At 66.4% G+C, this 17,551-nt stretch carries 11 protein-coding genes; 5 read left to right on the forward strand and 6 right to left on the reverse strand.

The window, feature by feature from the left end; all coding sequences use genetic code 11:
• Nucleotides 1-147 precede the first annotated feature (147 nt).
• Genes G5S35_RS08945 through G5S35_RS08955 form a run of 3 tightly spaced genes read left to right on the forward strand, consistent with a single transcriptional unit; the run spans nt 148 to nt 7,968 of the window.
• On the forward strand, nt 148-1,518 hold the full coding sequence (locus G5S35_RS08945) for an MdtA/MuxA family multidrug efflux RND transporter periplasmic adaptor subunit (RefSeq protein WP_183038219.1): 1,371 nt from the start codon (nt 148-150) through the stop codon (nt 1,516-1,518).
• 5 nt (nt 1,519-1,523) lie between these two features.
• Nucleotides 1,524-4,655: an MdtB/MuxB family multidrug efflux RND transporter permease subunit gene (locus tag G5S35_RS08950; protein ID WP_065061205.1), complete on the forward strand. Its 3,132-nt coding sequence runs from the start codon at nt 1,524-1,526 to the stop codon at nt 4,653-4,655.
• 4 nt (nt 4,656-4,659) lie between these two features.
• Nucleotides 4,660-7,968, forward strand: coding sequence for an efflux RND transporter permease subunit (locus G5S35_RS08955; protein WP_183038220.1), 3,309 nt, complete (start codon nt 4,660-4,662; stop codon nt 7,966-7,968).
• 89 nt (nt 7,969-8,057) lie between these two features.
• Here G5S35_RS08955 and G5S35_RS08960 read toward each other — a convergent pair whose 3' ends face one another.
• The 5 genes from G5S35_RS08960 to G5S35_RS08980 form a co-directional block, all read right to left on the reverse strand.
• The gene (locus G5S35_RS08960; protein WP_074986320.1) at nt 8,058-8,306 is read right to left on the reverse strand and encodes a hypothetical protein; all 249 of its coding nucleotides are present in this window, start codon (nt 8,304-8,306) and stop codon (nt 8,058-8,060) included.
• 27 nt (nt 8,307-8,333) lie between these two features.
• On the reverse strand, nt 8,334-8,876 hold the full coding sequence (gene bamE, locus G5S35_RS08965; protein WP_074986322.1) for an outer membrane protein assembly factor BamE domain-containing protein: 543 nt from the start codon (nt 8,874-8,876) through the stop codon (nt 8,334-8,336).
• 290 nt (nt 8,877-9,166) lie between these two features.
• The gene (locus tag G5S35_RS08970; protein WP_183038221.1) at nt 9,167-9,634 is read right to left on the reverse strand and encodes a hypothetical protein; all 468 of its coding nucleotides are present in this window, start codon (nt 9,632-9,634) and stop codon (nt 9,167-9,169) included.
• A gap of 203 nt (nt 9,635-9,837) precedes the next feature.
• Complete coding sequence (locus G5S35_RS08975; RefSeq protein WP_065061200.1) at nt 9,838-10,401, reverse strand: peroxiredoxin; 564 nt, start codon at nt 10,399-10,401, stop codon at nt 9,838-9,840.
• 200 nt (nt 10,402-10,601) lie between these two features.
• Nucleotides 10,602-11,870: an EAL and HDOD domain-containing protein gene (locus G5S35_RS08980; protein ID WP_237181273.1), complete on the reverse strand. Its 1,269-nt coding sequence runs from the start codon at nt 11,868-11,870 to the stop codon at nt 10,602-10,604.
• A 500-nt stretch (nt 11,871-12,370) separates the two neighbouring features.
• Here G5S35_RS08980 and G5S35_RS08985 point away from each other — a divergent pair, with 500 nt between their 5' ends.
• On the forward strand, nt 12,371-14,338 hold the full coding sequence (locus G5S35_RS08985) for a putative bifunctional diguanylate cyclase/phosphodiesterase (RefSeq protein ID WP_074986327.1): 1,968 nt from the start codon (nt 12,371-12,373) through the stop codon (nt 14,336-14,338).
• Between the two features lie 48 nt (nt 14,339-14,386).
• Complete coding sequence (locus tag G5S35_RS08990) at nt 14,387-15,847, forward strand: HDOD domain-containing protein (protein ID WP_065061247.1); 1,461 nt, start codon at nt 14,387-14,389, stop codon at nt 15,845-15,847.
• Nucleotides 15,848-15,948: 101 nt separating this feature from the next.
• Here G5S35_RS08990 and G5S35_RS08995 read toward each other — a convergent pair whose 3' ends face one another.
• A complete protein-coding gene (locus G5S35_RS08995) occupies nt 15,949-17,355 on the reverse strand; it encodes an EAL and HDOD domain-containing protein (protein ID WP_183038223.1) in 1,407 nt (468 codons plus the stop codon).
• Nucleotides 17,356-17,551: the final 196 nt, after the last annotated feature.

Consider the following 17,551-nt stretch of genomic DNA (forward strand, 5'->3'; position numbering starts at 1 on the left):
GCACCTGACATCAAGCTTGCGCGCGCCTCGCGTAGCATCGGCAGTCCGTGCGGCTTGCGCCGCCCGCCCCGATGCCGCCGGGCCGCCGCGCGCGGCCAATCCGCTCAACCGACACGCACGTCACCGACCTCGTAACCGACCTGACCGATGGATCAACAAGAAAAGCGCCCGGATTCCCCTCGTCGAGACACGCCGTCCGCCACCGCCACGCCGCCGTCGGGCGAGGTCCGGCGCAGGAGCCGGGGCAAGCTCATCGCGTTCGTGATCGTGTTGATCGTCGTGCTCATCGTGCTGCTGCGCTGGCAGCCCTGGAGCAAGACGCCCAATGGCGGCGCGGCGGCGCCCGGCGGCGCGAGCGGCGCGCATTCGCGCCGCGGCGGACCCGGCGCGTTCGCCAACATGCCGCAGCCCGTGAGCGTGGCGACGGCCAGGGCGGGCGACATGCCCATCGTCATCACCGCGCTCGGCACGGTCACGCCGCTCGCCGACGTCACGGTGCGCACGCAACTGTCCGGCACGCTGCAGAGCGTGAACTTCGAGGAAGGCCAGATGGTGAAAAAGGGCGACGTGCTCGCCCAGATCGACCCGCGCCCGTACCAGATCTCGCTCGCCAACGCCGAAGGCCAGCTCGCGCGCGACCAGGCGCTGCTCGCCACCGCCCGCCTCGACCTCAAGCGCTACCAGACGCTGCTCGCGCAGGACTCGATCGCGAGCCAGCAGGTCGACACGCAAGCCTCGCTCGTGAAGCAATATGAAGGCACGGTGAAGTCGGATCAGGCCAACATCGACACCTACAAGCTCGACCTCACCTACGCGCGCATCACCGCGCCGGTCTCGGGCCGCGTGGGCCTGCGTCAGGTCGATCCGGGCAATTACGTCACGTCCGGCGACACCAATGGCATCGTCGTGCTCACGCAGTTGCAGCCGATCAGCGTGATCTTCACGACTTCGGAGGACAACCTGCCCGCGATCATGAAGCAGATGCGCGCGGGCACGAAGTTGTCGGTGACCGCCTACGACCGCAGCAACACCACGATGCTCGAAGGCGGCTATCTGCAAACGCTCGACAACCAGATCGACACCACGACCGGCACCGTCAAGCTGCGCGCGAGCTTCAAGAACGACGACGAGTCGCTGTTCCCGAACCAGTTCGTCAACGCGCGCCTGCTGGTCGACACGATCCACAACGCCGTGATCGTGCCCACCTCGGCGGTGCTCAACGGCTCGCAGGGGCAGTACGTCTACGTCGTGAAGCCGGACAACACCGTGACCGTGCGCGTCGTCAAGGTCGGTCCGATCGACGCCGAACGCACCAGCATCGCCTCGGGTCTCGCCGTGGGCGAGCGCGTCGTGATCGACGGCTCGGACCGCCTGCGCGAAGGCTCGAAGATCACGATTCCCGCCGAGCGTCCGAAGCATGCATCGGGTGCGTCCGGCGCATCGGGCGCGTCGTGGGCCGGCGCCGCCTCGGGCGCTCACCGCCATCGCCGTCACGCCTCTGAAGCTTCGAGCCAGTAAGCCGCATGAATCCTTCCCGCGCTTTTATCCTGCGCCCGGTCGGCACGGCGCTGCTCATGGCGGCGATCATGCTGGTCGGTCTCGTCGCGCTGCGGTTTCTGCCGCTCTCGGCGCTGCCCGAAGTCGACTATCCGACCATCCAGGTGCAGACCTTCTATCCGGGCGCGAGCCCGGACGTGATGACGTCCTCGGTCACCGCGCCGCTCGAGCGCCAGTTCGGGCAGATGCCGTCGCTCAACCAGATGTCGTCGCAAAGCTCGGCGGGCGCCTCGGTCATCACGCTGCAGTTCAGCCTCGACCTGCCGCTCGACGTCGCCGAACAGGAAGTGCAGGCCGCCATCAACGCGGCCGGCAACCTGCTGCCCTCCGACCTGCCCGCGCCGCCGATCTACGCCAAGGTCAATCCGGCCGACGCGCCGATCCTCACGCTCGCCATCACCTCGAAAACGCTGCCGCTCACGCAGATTCAGGATCTCGCCGACACGCGTCTCGCGCAGAAGATTTCGCAGGTCGCCGGCGTGGGTCTCGTGAGCCTGTCGGGCGGCCAGCGTCCGGCCGTGCGCATTCAGGCGAACCCGCGCGCCCTCGCCGCCTACGGCCTGAATCTCGACGATCTGCGCACCAGCATTTCGAACCTCAACGTCAACACGCCGAAGGGCAACTTCGACGGCCCGACGCGCGCCTACACGATCAACGCGAACGATCAGCTCACCGACGCCGACGCCTATAAAGACGCCGTGATCGCGTACCGCGACGGCCGTCCGGTGATGCTCACCGACGTGGCGAACATCGTGCAGGGCGCGGAGAACACCAAGCTCGGCGCGTGGGTGGACAACACGCCCGCGATCATCGTGAACGTGCAGCGCCAGCCGGGCGCGAACGTGATCGCCGTGGTGGACAGCATCAAGGCGCTGCTGCCGCAACTGCAGGAATCGCTGCCGCAGGCGCTCGACGTGCAGATCGTCACCGACCGCACCACCACGATCCGCGCCTCGGTGCGCGACGTGCAGTTCGAGCTGCTGATGTCGGTCGTGCTGGTCGTGCTGGTGATGTATCTGTTCCTCGCGAACGTCTACGCCACCATCATCCCGAGCCTGTCGGTGCCGCTCTCGCTGATCGGCACGCTGGCCGTGATGTATCTATGCGGCTTCTCGCTCGATAATCTTTCGCTGATGGCGCTGACCATCGCGACCGGCTTCGTGGTCGACGACGCCATCGTGATGATCGAGAACATCGCGCGCTATGTGGAGGACGGCGACCCGCCGCTCGAAGCCGCGCTCAAGGGCTCGAAGCAAATCGGCTTCACCATCATCTCGCTCACGGTGTCGCTGATCGCGGTGCTCATTCCGCTGCTCTTCATGGGCGACGTGGTCGGCCGCCTGTTCCACGAATTCGCGATCACGCTGGCCGTGACCATCGTGATTTCGGCGATCGTCTCGCTCACGCTGGTGCCGATGATGTGCGCGAAGATGCTGCGCCACACGCCGCCCACCGAAAGCCGCCGCTTCGAGACGCGCGTGCACGCGTTCTTCGACTACGTAATCGGCCGCTACGGCGTCGCGCTCGAATGGGTGCTCGCGCGCCAGCGGCTCACGCTGCTCGTGTTCGCGGCCACGCTCGTGCTCACGGGCGTGCTCTACGTCTACGTGCCGAAGGGCTTCTTCCCCGTGCAGGACACGGGCGTGATCCAGGCGATCACGCAGGCGCCGCAATCGGTCTCGTATGCGTCGATGGCCGAGCGTCAGCAGGCGCTCGCCACCGAGATCCTCAAGAACGAGAACGTGGAAAGCCTCACGTCGTTCATCGGCGTGGACGGCCAGAACATTACGCTCAACAGCGGCCGCATGCTGATCAACCTGAAGGCGCGCGACGACCGCAGCGAGACCGCCAGCCAGATCATCCGCGACCTGCAGCAGTCGACCGCGCATATTCCCGGCGCGACGCTCTACATGCAGCCCGTGCAGGATCTGACGATCGACTCGACCGTGAGCCCGACGCAGTATCAGTTCATGCTCACCACGCCGAACATCCAGGACTTCACGACCTGGGTGCCCAAGCTCGTGCAGCGTCTGCAACAGCTGCCCGAACTCGCCGACGTGGCGACCGACCTGCAGGACCAGGGCAACTCGGTGTTCATCGAGATCGACCGCGCGAGCGCGGCGCGTTACGGCATCACGCCCGCGACCGTGGACAACGCGCTCTACGACGCCTACGGCCAGCGCATCATCTCGACCATCTTCACGCAGTCGAACCAGTACCGCGTGATTCTGGAAGCCGATCCGGTGATGCAGCATTACACCGACTCGCTGAACTCGATCTACCTGCCCTCCTCGACCTCGACGACGGGCCAGGTGCCGCTGTCGGCCATCGCGAAGTTCCACGAGCGGCCCGCGCCGCTGCTGGTCTCGCACCTCTCGCAGTTCCCGGCCACCACGGTGTCGTTCAACCTCGCGCCGGGCGCGTCGCTGGGCGCGGCGGTCAAGGCGATCCAGCAGGCGGAGAAGGACGTCGGCCTGCCCGGTTCGTTCCAGACGCGCTTCCAGGGCGCGGCGCTCGCGTTCCAGGCGTCGCTCTCGAACGAGCTGTTCCTGATCCTCGCGGCGATCGTGACGATGTACATCGTGCTGGGCGTGCTCTACGAGAGCTTCGTGCATCCCATCACGATTCTCTCGACGCTGCCCTCGGCCGGTATCGGCGCGCTGCTCGCGCTGATGATCACCGGGCACGATCTGGACATCATCGGCATTATCGGCATCGTGCTGCTGATCGGCATCGTGAAGAAGAACGCCATCATGATGATCGACTTCGCGCTCGACGCCGAACGCAACGAAGGCAAGCCGCCGCACGAGGCGATCTATCAGGCCTGCCTGCTGCGCTTCCGCCCGATCATGATGACGACGATGGCGGCGCTGCTCGGCGCGCTGCCGCTGATGCTCGGCACCGGCGCGGGGTCGGAATTGCGGCGGCCGCTCGGCATCGCGATCGCGGGCGGCTTGATCGTGAGCCAGGCGCTCACGCTTTTCACCACGCCCGTGATCTATCTCGCGTTCGATTCGATCGCGGCGCGCCTGCGCAAGCGCTTTGGCGGCGACTCGCAGCCGACGCCGCCCGCGCCCACGTCCGGCCCGGAGCACTGACGCGATGAATCTCTCGCGCCCGTTCATCTCGCGCCCCGTCGCGACCACGCTGCTCGCACTCGGCATCGCGCTCGCCGGCCTCTTCGCGTTCACGAAGCTGCCGGTGGCGCCGCTGCCGCAGGTCGATTTCCCGACGATTTCGGTGCAGGCCACCTTGCCGGGCGCGAGTCCGGAAACGGTGGCGACCAGCGTGGCGAGTCCGCTCGAACGCCACCTCGGTTCGATCGCCGACGTCACCGAAATGACCTCGCAGAGTTCGGTGGGCAGCACGCGCATCACGCTGCAATTCGGCCTGAACCGCGACATCGACGGCGCCGCGCGCGACGTGCAGGCGGCCATCAACGCCGCGCGCGCCGACCTGCCGACGAGCCTGCGCTCGAACCCCACGTATCACAAGGTCAATCCCGCCGACGCGCCCATTCTGATTCTCGCGCTCACCTCGCCCACGTTGAGCGCCGGGCAGCTCTACGACTCGGCGGCCACGGTGCTGCAACAGTCGCTCTCGCAGGTGGACGGCATCGGCGAAGTGGACGTGAGCGGCTCGGCCAATCCGGCCGTGCGCATCGAGCTGGAGCCGCATGCGCTGTTCCATTACGGCATCGGTCTCGAAGACGTGCGCGCGGCGCTCGCCTCCGCGAACGCGAACAGCCCGAAGGGCGACATCGAGTTCGGCCCGCAGCGCTACCAGCTCTACACCAATGACCAGGCGAGCAAGGCGAGCCAGTACAAGGACCTCGTGATCGCCTACCGCAACAACGCGGGCGTGAAGCTCTCGGACGTGGGCGAAGTGGTCGATTCGGTGGAGGATCTGCGCAACCTCGGCCTCGCCAACGGCAAGCGTTCGGTGCTGGTGATCCTGTACCGCCAGCCGGGTGCGAACATCATCGAGACCGTCGACCGCGTGATCGAGATGCTGCCGCAACTGAAGGCCTCGCTGCCCGCCGACGTCGACGTGATTCCCACCTCGGACCGCTCGGTCACCATCCGCGCCTCGCTCAAGGACACCGAGCACACGCTGATCATCGCCGTGGCGCTCGTGGTGATGGTGGTGTTCCTGTTCCTGCGCAACTGGCGCGCGACGCTGATCCCGAGCGTGGCCGTGCCCATCTCGATCATCGGCACCTTCGCGGCCATGTACCTGATGGGCTTCTCGCTCGACAACCTTTCGCTGATGGCGCTGACCATCGCGACAGGCTTCGTCGTCGACGACGCCATCGTGGTGCTCGAAAACATCTCGCGCCATATCGAAAGCGGCGTGCCGCGCATGAAGGCCGCGCTGCTCGGCGCGCGCGAAGTGGGCTTCACCGTGCTCTCGATCAGCGTCTCGCTGGTTGCCGTGTTCCTGCCGATTCTGCTGATGGGCGGCATCGTCGGACGTCTGTTCCGCGAATTCGCGCTGACGCTCTCGCTCGCCATCGCCGTCTCGCTCGCGGTTTCGCTCACGCTCACGCCGATGATGTGCTCGCGCCTGCTCGAAGAAGCGCACGAGAAGAAACAGGAAGGCCGCTTTTCGCAGTGGCTCGAACGCGGCTTCATGCGCATGCAGAACGGCTATGAGCGCACGCTCGGCTGGGCGCTCGCGCACCCGCTGCTGATCCTGATGGTGCTGCTCGCGACCATCGCGCTCAACGTTGTGCTCTACGTGATCGTGCCGAAGGGCTTCTTCCCGCAGCAGGACACCGGGCGGCTGATCGGCGGCATTCAGGCCGACCAGGCCACCTCGTTCCAGGCGATGAAGGTGAAGTTCGCCGAGATGCAGCGCATCGTGCAGGCGAACCCGGCTGTCGATTCGGTAGCCGGCTTCACGGGCGGACGCGCGACCAACGCGGGCTTCATGTTCGTCTCGCTCAAGCCCAAGAGCGAGCGCAAGCTGTCCGCCGACGAAGTGATCGCGCAACTGCGCGGGCCGCTCTCGAACGTCGCGGGCGCGCGCACCTTCCTGCAATCGGTGCAGGATATTCGCGTGGGCGGTCGGCAATCGAACGCGCAGTATCAATTCACGCTGCTCGCCGACAACACCGCCGACCTCTACAAGTGGGGGCCGAAACTCACCGAAGCGTTGCAGGCTCGCCCCGAACTCGCGGACGTGAATTCCGACCAGCAGCAAGGCGGCCTCGAAGCGATGGTCACGATCGACCGCAAGAGCGCGGCGCGGCTGAACATCACGCCTTCGCAGATCGACAATACGCTCTACGACGCGTTCGGCCAGCGCCAGGTCTCGACCATCTACAACCCGCTCAACCAGTATCACGTGGTGATGGAAGTCGCGCCGCAATACTGGCAGAGCCCGGAGATGCTCAAGCAGATCTGGGTCAGCACCTCGGGCGGCACCGCGAGCGGCGCGCAGAGCACCAATGCGACGGCGGGCACGGTCACGTCCACGGCCACGACGAGCGCGTCGTCGGGCGGCACGGGCGGCACCTCGTCGTCGAGCGCCGCGACCATCGCTGCCGACTCCGCGCGCAATCTCGCGATCAATTCGATCGCGGCCAGCGGCAAGTCGAGCGCCTCGTCGGGCGCGGCCGTGTCGACGGCGCAGGAAACCATGATCCCGCTCTCGGCCATCGCCTCGTTCGGGCCGGGCACGACGCCGCTCTCGGTGAATCACCAGAGCCAGTTCGTGGCGTCGACGATCTCGTTCAACCTGCCGCCGGGCAAGTCGCTCTCCGACGCCACCCAGGCCATCTACGACACGATGGCCGAGATCGGCATGCCGCAGACCATTCACGGCAGTTTCCAGGGGACGGCGCAGGCGTTCCAGCAATCGCTCGACAACCAGCCGATCCTGATTCTCGCGGCGCTGCTGGCCGTCTATATCGTGCTGGGCATTCTCTACGAGAGCTACATCCATCCGCTGACGATTCTCTCGACGCTGCCTTCGGCGGGCGTGGGCGCGCTGCTCGCGCTGCTGCTCTTCAAGACCGAGTTCAGCATCATCGCGCTGATCGGCGTGATTCTGCTGATCGGCATCGTCAAGAAGAACGCGATCATGATGGTGGACTTCGCGATCCAGGCCTCGCGCGAGGGCCTGAGTTCGCACGACGCGATCCGCCAGGCGTGTCTGCTGCGCTTCCGTCCGATCATGATGACGACCTGCGCGGCGCTGCTCGGCGCGCTGCCGCTGGCGTTCGGGCGCGGCGAAGGTGCGGAACTGCGCGCGCCGCTGGGCATTTCGATTGTCGGCGGCCTGATCGTCAGTCAGATGCTCACGCTGTACACGACGCCGGTGGTCTATCTGTACATGGACCGGCTGCGCGTGTGGTGGGATACGAAGCGCGGCAAGCTGGAGCCGCCCGCGCGCGTGGTGGAATAAAAAAAGGCGGCTGAGTTTGACGCTCAGCCGCCTTTTTTAATGCGCTTTCCGCTTTGAAGCGGCGCTGAATGTGCCGCTTGATTTCCTGCTCACCTCGCCGCTCGCCTCAAAGCGACCGGCAGGCACGCCACCATCAGATGCAGCAGCACCGGCACGACGATCCCATCGTCGACAACGCCGACGAGCGGCAGCGCGATATTGAACGGCGCGAGCGCATAAAGCGTGAGCAACGCCGCCGAGGGCACCAGCCACGCCGGCCGGTTCGGTTGCCGCAGCGCAAACCACAGGACGCGCGCATCGCCCCTCACGATTTTCAACAGCCAGGCCAAACGCTTCATCTCAACCTCCTCGTCCGTCAGCACGCCTCAGTGCTGTTCGTGCCCCGGCGCGTCCGAGCGCGACGTCCGGATCACCAGGCCATCCGGCGAAAAATGCGCATTGAACATGCCGTCGCCGGCGACGCCGCCTTCGGCCCAATGCCAGCTCCACACTTCCTCGTGGCTCAGCGCGTACTTCGACACCGTCGCCGGCTTGCCGAGCAGCTTGCGCACGTCGTCCTGCGTCATGCCGGGCACCACCTGAGCGATATTCAGCGCCGTCAGCGCCTGGGTCATGGCGACGAGTTTGCCATCCGCGTCGAAATCCAGCATCCACGTATTCAGTCCGTTCGGACCACGCGGGTATTCGAGGCGTTCCGTGCCGTCGTCGTTCTGCCAGACGATTTCGGGTTTGCCCGCCGACGCGCGCACGTCCTCGACCGTCGACACGCCGATCTTGAGCCCGCCGAACGCCATCGCGTCGGGCTTGACCGCGTTGACGGCGTCGGCGACCTTCTGCTGGTCGCAGGCAGTCAGCAGCGTGCCGCAAGCGGCGGCGAGCGCGAGGGAAACACTCAGGGTTCGGAACATGGCAATCGTCGGCGTAAGAAAATGTGGGGGCGCGCGGCCAGGCTTCAAGACGGCCTCGGGGGATCGCATGAATCGCATAAATCGCATAAATCGCGGGGATTCGCAGGGATTTCGCGGATCGCCCGGCCCGCGCGGCTGGCGTGCGAGTATGCCACCGTCGCGCGACGCATCAGCGGCGTTTGCGCGCCGTTTGCCTACGCGCGAGACACACGATTGCGTCTGGTTTGTCCGCGCGCAAGTTCATGAACGACTGCAACGTCAAGCGCTTCGTCACGCGCTTAGAACCGCCCTCAAAGCCGCTGCACGATCGCCAGCGTAAAGATGCGCGCCCAGCGTTTCGCTTCGCCCTCGCCGGGCATCGGCAATTGCCAAAGCGGGTGTTTTGCATCGCTGACACGCAGCGCAACGTGCCAGCCGTTGGCGTCGCGTTGCGCCTGCGCGTCGTGCAGATCCGCGAAGATATAGGCGCCGTGCGCGCCCTCGCACGTGATTTCGCACAGCCGCTTGCCCGCCGCGAGCCGCGCCTCGCCCCAGGCGCCCGAGACACGGTGCGTCCAGTCGCCGTCGCCGCGCAGATTGGGCGCAACCGCTTGCCGACGACGCCACCAGCGCGCGACCAACGCCACGATCGCCACCGCGACCCCCACCGCCACGCCCACGGCCACGCCGAGTCCGAAGCGCGCGGCGAGCGCATGAAACGACCACACCGCGCCATAGACGAGCGCGGCGAACGCGAAGAGCAGAACGAGAATCGGCATGCGGGAAACGGCAAAAGCAAAGAGAGAGGAAGCACAGCGAAGGCGGCGTCGCCGGCACACGGCGGGCGACGCGCAATGACACAGCGGACGAAGCAACGCACATAACAACGCACATAACAACGCACGAAACAGCGCACGAAACAGCGCGCAAAACAGCGCATCAACCGGCGCGCGCTGCCTTCACGCCACGCGCGCCGCGCGCCTTATTGCTGCGGATGCTGCGCGGCCCATTCCTTCACGGCGCGCAGCGTGTTTTCCACGTGCTGATCGGGCGAGAGACTCGTGTACTCGTAGATCACCTTGCCGTCCGGCGCGATCACGTACGAGACGCGGTTGGCCATCGACTCGTGCATCGGCATCGAGGCGTCGTAGGACTTGATGATCTTCGAGTCTTCGTCGGCGGCGACGGGGAACTTGCTGCGGCACTCGCTCACCGAGAACTTCGTGAGCGTGCCGATGTTGTCGTGCGACACGCCGATCACGGTCGCGCCGTACTTCTTGTACTCGTCGACGGCTTCGGCGAATTCGTGCGCTTCGATCGTGCAGCCCTTCGTGAACGCGGCCGGATAGAAGTACACCACCACCGGTCCCTTCTTGAGCTCGGAAGCGAGCGAGTACGTGTAGGTTTTGCCGCCCAGCGACGCCTGGGTCGTGAAATCGGGCGCGGCGTCGCCCGGCTTGAGCGTGGCCTGCGCAGTCAGGGCGAACAGCGACAGGCCGGCGCACACGAGCGCCGCGGCGCCGGCCGCGAAATACCTCGGTTTCATAGCGGATGTCCTCGGATGTCCTCGATGGGGCACGAATGGAGCGCCGGGACCGCGGCCCGCGACGGACCGCCACGGGTCTTCGGCGCCGCCCCTATTGGACCACAGTCCGCGCGTGCACGCAGAGCGCGCATGCAGCCACGTGCGGCGAACGCGAACGAGCAATCCGCATGCCCTTACACGCGACTTTCAACGCGCGCGGATCAACCGTCCGCGTAGGCCGAGAACCACGCGCCCGCCCACAGATTGAGCTCGCCAAGCAGCGGCGGCGTGAGCGTGGAGAAGCGCCCGCCCGCTTCGGCGATGAGCGTCTGCGCCCGGGTCTCGTCGCCGCGTTCGCACGCATGCGCGACGCGCAGCAGCATGCCGAGTTCGCCATGCTGGCCGTCGACGGCCGCGGTGATCTCGCGCGCGAGGCCGAGGCCTTCGAGCGTATCGGTGGCCGTCGAGCCGACCAGCACGTGCACGAGCGAGAAGATCCCGGTCATGAACGCGGCATCGGCGAAATCGGGGTCGTTCGGCGCGAGACTGCGCGCGGCGAGTTCCATGAAGTGCGAGCGCGTGCCCGCGAGTTGCACGAGCGGATCGGACGCCCACGGCAGATCGCGTCCGCTTGCGTAAAGCAGCAACTGCGCCCAGCGCGCGATCTGGCGCGTGCCCGCAGCCAGCACCGCCTCGCGCAGCGACGAGATCGGCCGCCCCGGCGCATACGCGCTCGAATTCACGAGGCGCAGCAACTGCACCACCACGCCCGGATGACTGCGCAATTCATGTTCGAGCGCGGCCACGCCCACGTCGCTCGCGACCAGCGCGAGCAGACGCACGAGCGCAAGACGCGACGCGCGCATGCGCGGCGCGCGCAGCATCTGCGGACGCGCGAAGAAGTAGCCCTGGAACAGCTCGAAGCCGAGGTCGCGCGCGTACTCGAAGTCCTCGCGCGTCTCGACCTTTTCGGCGATCAGCGTCTTGCCCGCGGCGGAGATGGCGGCGGCCAGCGCGGGCAGTTCGGCGCGATCGGTCTGCAGCAGATCGACCTTGATGATGTCCGCGTAAGGCAGCGCGCGGCGCAGGTTGTCGGTGAGCGCGCTCACGTCGTCGAATGCAATGCGATAGCCCACGCGGCGCAACTGCGCGAGACGTTCGAGCACGGCGACATCCAGGCCCACATGTTCGAGCACTTCGAGCACGAAGCGGCCCGGCGGCAGCAGATGCACGATGTCGTCGAACAGCAGCTCGCGGCTCATGTTGACGTAGCCGTGATGGCGCCCGAGCACGGCGGGCACGCCGAGCTGGCCCATCGTGCGCGTCATCACCTGAGCGGTGGCATGGCGGTCGTCGAAGACTTCGGCGCGATTTTGCGCGCCGCCGCGAAACAGCAGCTCGTAGGCGTTCAGCGCGCCGTTGCGGTCGAGGATCGGTTGCCGCCCGAGATAGACGAACGGCTGCCCACCGAGGCCCGCTGCGTGTTGCATGGGCTCCTGGCCGCCTGCGCTGGCCCCGTGTTCCGGCCTGGCGGACGATGACGATGAATCTGACATGGCGGATGACTGGAGCGGATAATCCCGGACAGCAGGTCCCGACGGTAGTGGTAATAACCGGTAAGAAATTTGTCCCTGCGGACAGGCTCTCAACGGACCTTCGCTCCGGATGCCTGGCCGCTCAGACAAGCCTCCGGGCGCGGCGAGCGTATGCATCGCGCATCGGCGCGGGCAGGCTGCCGGCGCCACTTTAACCGAAACTGCGTGCGCTGACACCGCTCGATGCCGCGAGTTCGCACACGGGTCGAAATTTCCGTTGTGTTTCGGTTTTGACACTAAAGATTTTGCGCGCAAGGTCGATATCACGGTCTGATGGGCGTGTTCAGCCGGATGCCGATGCGCCCGCCGACCGGACCACCGCGGCCTCACGCTCTGGCGTGCCGCCTGGAGAACCGGCGCAACAACGATCAGATCAAGGGTTGCCAGCGATACACATGGAAGCGAACAGGATCACCGCGCCCCGCCCGGGCTGGCTGCGCTCGGTCATCGGCCGGCTGCGCACGCGCGCCGGGCTGCCTGTCGAAGCCGGCGTCCCGCTCGCCTCCACGAGCGGCGCGCCGCTGCTGCCTGACGCGCATGACGCGCCGCACGACATGACGCTGGCCGCGCGCATGCTCGAAGCGCCGTCCGACGCTGTCTCGCGTTCGTTCGAACACACGGCGGCGGCCGTCGACTTCCTCGTGCACGTGGACCGCAACCTGCGCTTCCTCTATGTCTCCGATGCGAGCCTGCGCTTCGCCGGTTATCACCGCGAGTTCCTGCTCGGCGCGACGCTGCACGACCTCGTGGCGCCCGAACATCAGACGCGGCTCAGCGAGCTGTTCGCGCGCGCGCTCGACAGCGGCGCCGTCGAGAAGGACACTGTCGACCTCGTCAAGGCGCTCACCTACCCGCTCGCCGTGGAGCTGCGCGTGCAGCGCGCGGCCTATGCGGGCATGGACGGCTTCGCGGTCGCGGGCTTCGATGTCTCCGCATGGCAAGGCGACGCCGCACGCCTCACGCACGCGCTGCATCACGACCCGCTGACCGGCTTGCCGAACCAGGCGGCGCTCGGTCCCGCGCTCGAAAGCGCCCAGGCCGAAGCCGACCGTCACGGCCTGCCGATCGCGCTGCTGCTGCTCGATCTCGACGACTATCAACGCGTGAACCGCGCGCTCGGCTACGACGCCGGCGACGAACTGCTGCGCGAAACCGCGCGCCGCCTCACGCATCTCGCGCTGCAAGGCGAGCTGATCACCCGCATCGGCAGCGACGAGTTCGCGATCCTGATCACGCCGCAGCTCAACGCGAGCCCCGGCGATCTGCGCGTGACCGCCGAAGCGCTCGCGCGCCGCCTGCTCACGTCGATCCTGCAGCCCTATACGTTCCGCGACCAGCCCGTGCATCTCTCGGCAAGCATCGGCATTGCGTTCTATCCGGACCAGCGCGCGCAAGGCGGCCTGCCCGGCATCCTGCGCGAAGATCCGCACGAGACCGCGCACGACCTGAACGATATCCAGGCCGACAGCACGCCGCTGATCCGCCGCGCCGACCAGGCGCTGCAACAGGCCAAGGCGGCGGGCGGCAACACGATGATGTTGCACGTGCCCGACGACGATCCGACCGACGCGATGCTGCTGAAGCTGGAGTCCGATCTCTACGACGGCGTGCGCAACGGCGAGTTTTCGCTGCACTATCAACCCATCACAAGCAGCGCCACGCGGGGCGTCGTGGGGGTCGAGGCGCTGATCCGCTGGCAACATCCATTGCATGGGCTCGTGCCGCCCTCAACATTTATTCCCCTTGCGGAATCCGTCGGCCTGATTAATTATCTCGGCAACTGGGTTTTGAAAGCGGCCTGCATGCAGTTGACGCAATGGGACGAGCAAGGCATCTCCTTGCAGTACATTGCGGTCAACGTATCGCCGCAGCAGTTCCGCAATCCGAGATTCAAGGACAGCGTTCAGGAAGCGATCCAGCTCACCGGGCTCGATCCGCGCCGACTGGTGTTCGAGATTACCGAAAGCCTGCTGATGCAGGACCCGCAGCACGCGGTCAAGCTGCTCGAAGAGCTGACGGGCCTCGGCATCCGCTTCGCCGTGGACGACTTCGGCACGGGCTATTCGAGTCTTGCGTACCTGCAGCGGTTTCCGCTTTCGAAACTGAAGATCGACCGCAGCTTCGTGGAGAACCTGCTCACCTCGCGCAACGATCAGGCGATCGTCAACGCCGTGGTGGGCCTTGCGCGCACGCTCGAACTCGAACTCGTCGCCGAGGGCGTCGAAACCGAGGCGCAGCGCGAATTGCTCACGAAGATGGGCTGCGACCACATCCAGGGATGGCTCGTCTGCAAGGCGTTGCCATCGGAGGAACTCTCGCAGCGGTTCGAGTCGCGCAGTCTGCACCTTCACGGAGTGCACTGATGGCGACACCGATATACGCTGGGCTTTTGCGAAATTGACATGGTTCAGATGGTAAAGGCAGTCCTGCTCGACCGGCTCTGGGCTCGCATGAACGAGCGCGGCGACTTCCCCATGCTGTCGCAATCGCTGCGCACGACGGTCGCGGCCATGACCAACGACGACTACGACTTCGGCGCGCTCGTGAAAGTCGTGCTGTCGGACTTCGCGCTCACGCAAAAAGTGCTGCGCCTCGCCAACTCGGCCATGTACATGGCCTTCGGCGGCAACATCACGACCGTCACGCGCGCGCTGATGGTGCTCGGCATGGACGCGGTCGGCCATCTCGTGGTCGGCCTGAAGATCGTCGATCACTTCCATCACAGCGCGCCGCGCCGCATCGACGCCAAACTCGAACTGAACCGTACCCTGCTGTCCGGCTGCGTCGCGCGCAAGCTCACCGAGCGCGGCGACCTGCGCGCGGGCGAGGAAGCCGTGGTCTGCACGCTGATGCGCCAGGTCGGCAAGCTGCTCGTGGTGTTCTATCTCGAACCCGAGTGGGACCAGATCCGCCGCGAATGCGACGCGGGCACGAGCGAGGACGAAGCCTGCATCGACGTGCTCGGCGTGACCTTCGCCGAAATCGGCCAGGACGCGGCCGCGCGCTGGCGCCTGCCCGAGGCCATCCGCGAAGGCATGGGCGAGTACGACCCGGCCGGCACCGAGTCGCGCCAGGTGCAATGGCTGCGCGCCATCACGAACTACTCGACGGAAGTCGCGCGCGTGCTGACCACGCCCGGGCTGACCGACGAAGTGCGCGAGGAGCACATCGCCGAACTCGCGCAGTACTACGGCCGCGCGCTCAACACCGATCCGGAAACGCTGGTGCAGATGAGCCTCGCGCTCGCCAACGAGGAAGCCGACGACGGCGTGATGCGCGAGATCGTCGAACTGCGCGCGAACGCGGACGCCATCGCGCGCGAGGCGCTCGACCCCGAGGCGCGCATCGCCGCGGGCGTCGAGGATCTGCGCGCCCTGCCGCCCGACAGCGCGCTCTCGGCGGCGCTCACGCTCGCCACCGAAACCGTGCTCGCGGGCCTCGGCTTTGCGCGCACGGTCGTGTTCGTGCGACGCGGCGCGAACATGTTCGAAGCGCAGCGCGGCTTCGGCCCCGACGTGGAAGACGGTCTCGACAAGCTCACGTTCAGCGCGACTTTCCAGCCCGATGTATTCCATCTGGCGATCGCCAACTCGGTGGGGATCTTCATCGAGAATGCCCAGGACCCGAAGATGCTCACGCGTCTGCCGGGCTGGTATCGCGCCCGTTTCGACGACACCCGCGCCTTCGTGCTGCTGCCGGTGGCCGCGCAGGGCGAACCGCCCGTCGCCCTGCTCTACGGCGACTGGATGACGAGCCAGGAACCGCGCCGCATCTCGCAGAAGGAAATGAGCGCGCTCAACGAGCTCGCGCACGAACTCGCGCGCTTCTTTGCCGGCGATGCGGTGAAGACCCTGGCGAAAACCTCGAGCTGATCTCGACTCGCGAGCGTCGTCGCCAGGCGGCGTTGTCGTTCTAAAGCAAAACGGGGCGCCTGGCGCCCCGTTTGTTTTTCTGCGTGAATAACCGTGCGCCCTTACTCCTCGACTTGAACGAGCCCCTGCGCTTGCGCATCGCGCTCGGCCATGCCCGCCCATTCGGCCGCCTGCAAGGCCAGCGCCGACACCGCGCCCGCGTCGAGCGGCGCGAGATGTTCGCACGCCGCATCCACGGCGGACCAGTCGCCGCGCTCCAGCGCCTCGCTCGCATTGAGCAATTGCCCAAGCACGCCTTCGCGGCGCAGGATCGCCGCGCGGATCGGCTTGGCGAGACGCAGCACTTCGAGCGCGCCTTCGATCGGGCCGCCGAACACGGCATCGACGAACGAGAACACGCCCACGAGAAACGCCGAATCTTCTTCGGTCGGACCGGCTTCGGGCAACACCGCCGCCGCCATTTCCATGAAGCGCGCGCGCGTGGCCGCGAGTTGCAGCATCGGGTCGTCTTCGAGGGAAATCTTGCGGCCGTCCGCGTACAGCAGCAGTTGCGTCCAGCGCGCGATGCGGTTGGTGCCGGTGGCGTTGATTGCCTCGCGCAGCGTGGTGACCTTGCGGCCGGGCGCGAAGCTGCTCGAATTCGCGAGCCGCATCAGATGCATCACAAGCACGGGATTGAGCTTGAGCTCCGCTTCGAGCTGCATCACCATGGGCTCGGAGGCGAGCAGTTGCAGCAGGTTCAGCAGCGCCTGGCGCGAGGCGCTCGCGCGGCGCGCGCCGCCGTGCGGCTTCGTGAAGTAATAGCCCTGAAAGCGGTCGAAGCCGAGCGCATGCACGCGTTCGTAGTCGTCCTTGTTTTCGACGCCCAGCGCGACGAGCAGCTTGCCCGCCGCCTTGAGCACGCTCGCGAACTTCGGCAGCATCGTGGCCGCGATGTCGCGAATGTCGATCTTGATCGCGTCCACGTAAGGCAGCAGCTTCGCGAACGATTCGTCGGCCTTCGTAACGTTGTCGAGCGCGAAGCGAAAGCGCTTGCCATGCAGCTTGACGATGCGCGCGATCACCTCGGGGTCGGCGCCCACGTCGATCGGCAATTCGAAGGTGACGCGATCGGCGGGCAGACGCAGCAGCGCGTCGTCGAACAGCATCTCGCGCGTCACGTCGATCCATGCCGGATGGCCCGTGAGCGCGGCGCGCAGCGCGGGCCGCGTGAACGCCTCCACGAGCACGGCGGCCTGTGACGGCGGCGCGAGCGTGAGCCCTTGCATCGCGTTCGCCGCGTTTGCGGGGTCGGCGGGCGTGTGACTGTCGGCCGGTTCGCCTTCGCGCGCGACGATGCGCGGCAAGGTTTCGTAGGCGCACAACATGCCGTCGCGATCGAGCAGCGGCAAGCGCGCGAAATACACTTCGACGGAATCGGCCCGGTCCTGCGTGGCGCCGGACGACGCGCCCGAAGGCGTGCCGGCCACGGCACCCGAGGTGTGCTGGTCTGCGGTATTGAAGCTCATGGGTCCCCCGCGTGGCGCCACGTTTTTCGTCGCGCCCGTCTGGTCTCTCTTCGTTCGACTTCTTCTTGCTCGCCTGCGGACCGCGATGCGGCGCCGCGGCGCATTCCCGTTTCCACCTTTAATTCTTACTCTTTCTTACCCGCAAAGATTTTATCCTGGCGGATACGTCCAGCCTATGAAGCGGACGCTCAATTCA

The sequence above is a fragment of the Paraburkholderia tropica genome, from assembly GCF_014171495.1.
Classification (GTDB): domain Bacteria; phylum Pseudomonadota; class Gammaproteobacteria; order Burkholderiales; family Burkholderiaceae; genus Paraburkholderia; species Paraburkholderia tropica.

Bases quoted from the DNA above. Each gene is read 5' to 3' on its own strand.
- G5S35_RS08995 (WP_183038223.1), bottom strand. From the start codon at position 17,355: ATGAGCTTCAATACCGCAGACCAGCACACCTCGGGTGCCGTGGCCGGC.
- G5S35_RS08960 (WP_074986320.1), bottom strand. From the start codon at position 8,306: ATGAAGCGTTTGGCCTGGCTGTTGAAAATCGTGAGGGGCGATGCGCGC.
- bamE (WP_074986322.1), bottom strand. From the start codon at position 8,876: ATGTTCCGAACCCTGAGTGTTTCCCTCGCGCTCGCCGCCGCTTGCGGC.
- G5S35_RS08945 (WP_183038219.1), top strand. From the start codon at position 148: ATGGATCAACAAGAAAAGCGCCCGGATTCCCCTCGTCGAGACACGCCG.
- G5S35_RS08955 (WP_183038220.1), top strand. From the start codon at position 4,660: ATGAATCTCTCGCGCCCGTTCATCTCGCGCCCCGTCGCGACCACGCTG.
- G5S35_RS08980 (WP_237181273.1), bottom strand. From the start codon at position 11,870: ATGCAACACGCAGCGGGCCTCGGTGGGCAGCCGTTCGTCTATCTCGGG.
- G5S35_RS08975 (WP_065061200.1), bottom strand. From the start codon at position 10,401: ATGAAACCGAGGTATTTCGCGGCCGGCGCCGCGGCGCTCGTGTGCGCC.
- G5S35_RS08950 (WP_065061205.1), top strand. From the start codon at position 1,524: ATGAATCCTTCCCGCGCTTTTATCCTGCGCCCGGTCGGCACGGCGCTG.
- G5S35_RS08970 (WP_183038221.1), bottom strand. From the start codon at position 9,634: ATGCCGATTCTCGTTCTGCTCTTCGCGTTCGCCGCGCTCGTCTATGGC.
- G5S35_RS08985 (WP_074986327.1), top strand. From the start codon at position 12,371: ATGGAAGCGAACAGGATCACCGCGCCCCGCCCGGGCTGGCTGCGCTCG.
- G5S35_RS08990 (WP_065061247.1), top strand. From the start codon at position 14,387: ATGGTAAAGGCAGTCCTGCTCGACCGGCTCTGGGCTCGCATGAACGAG.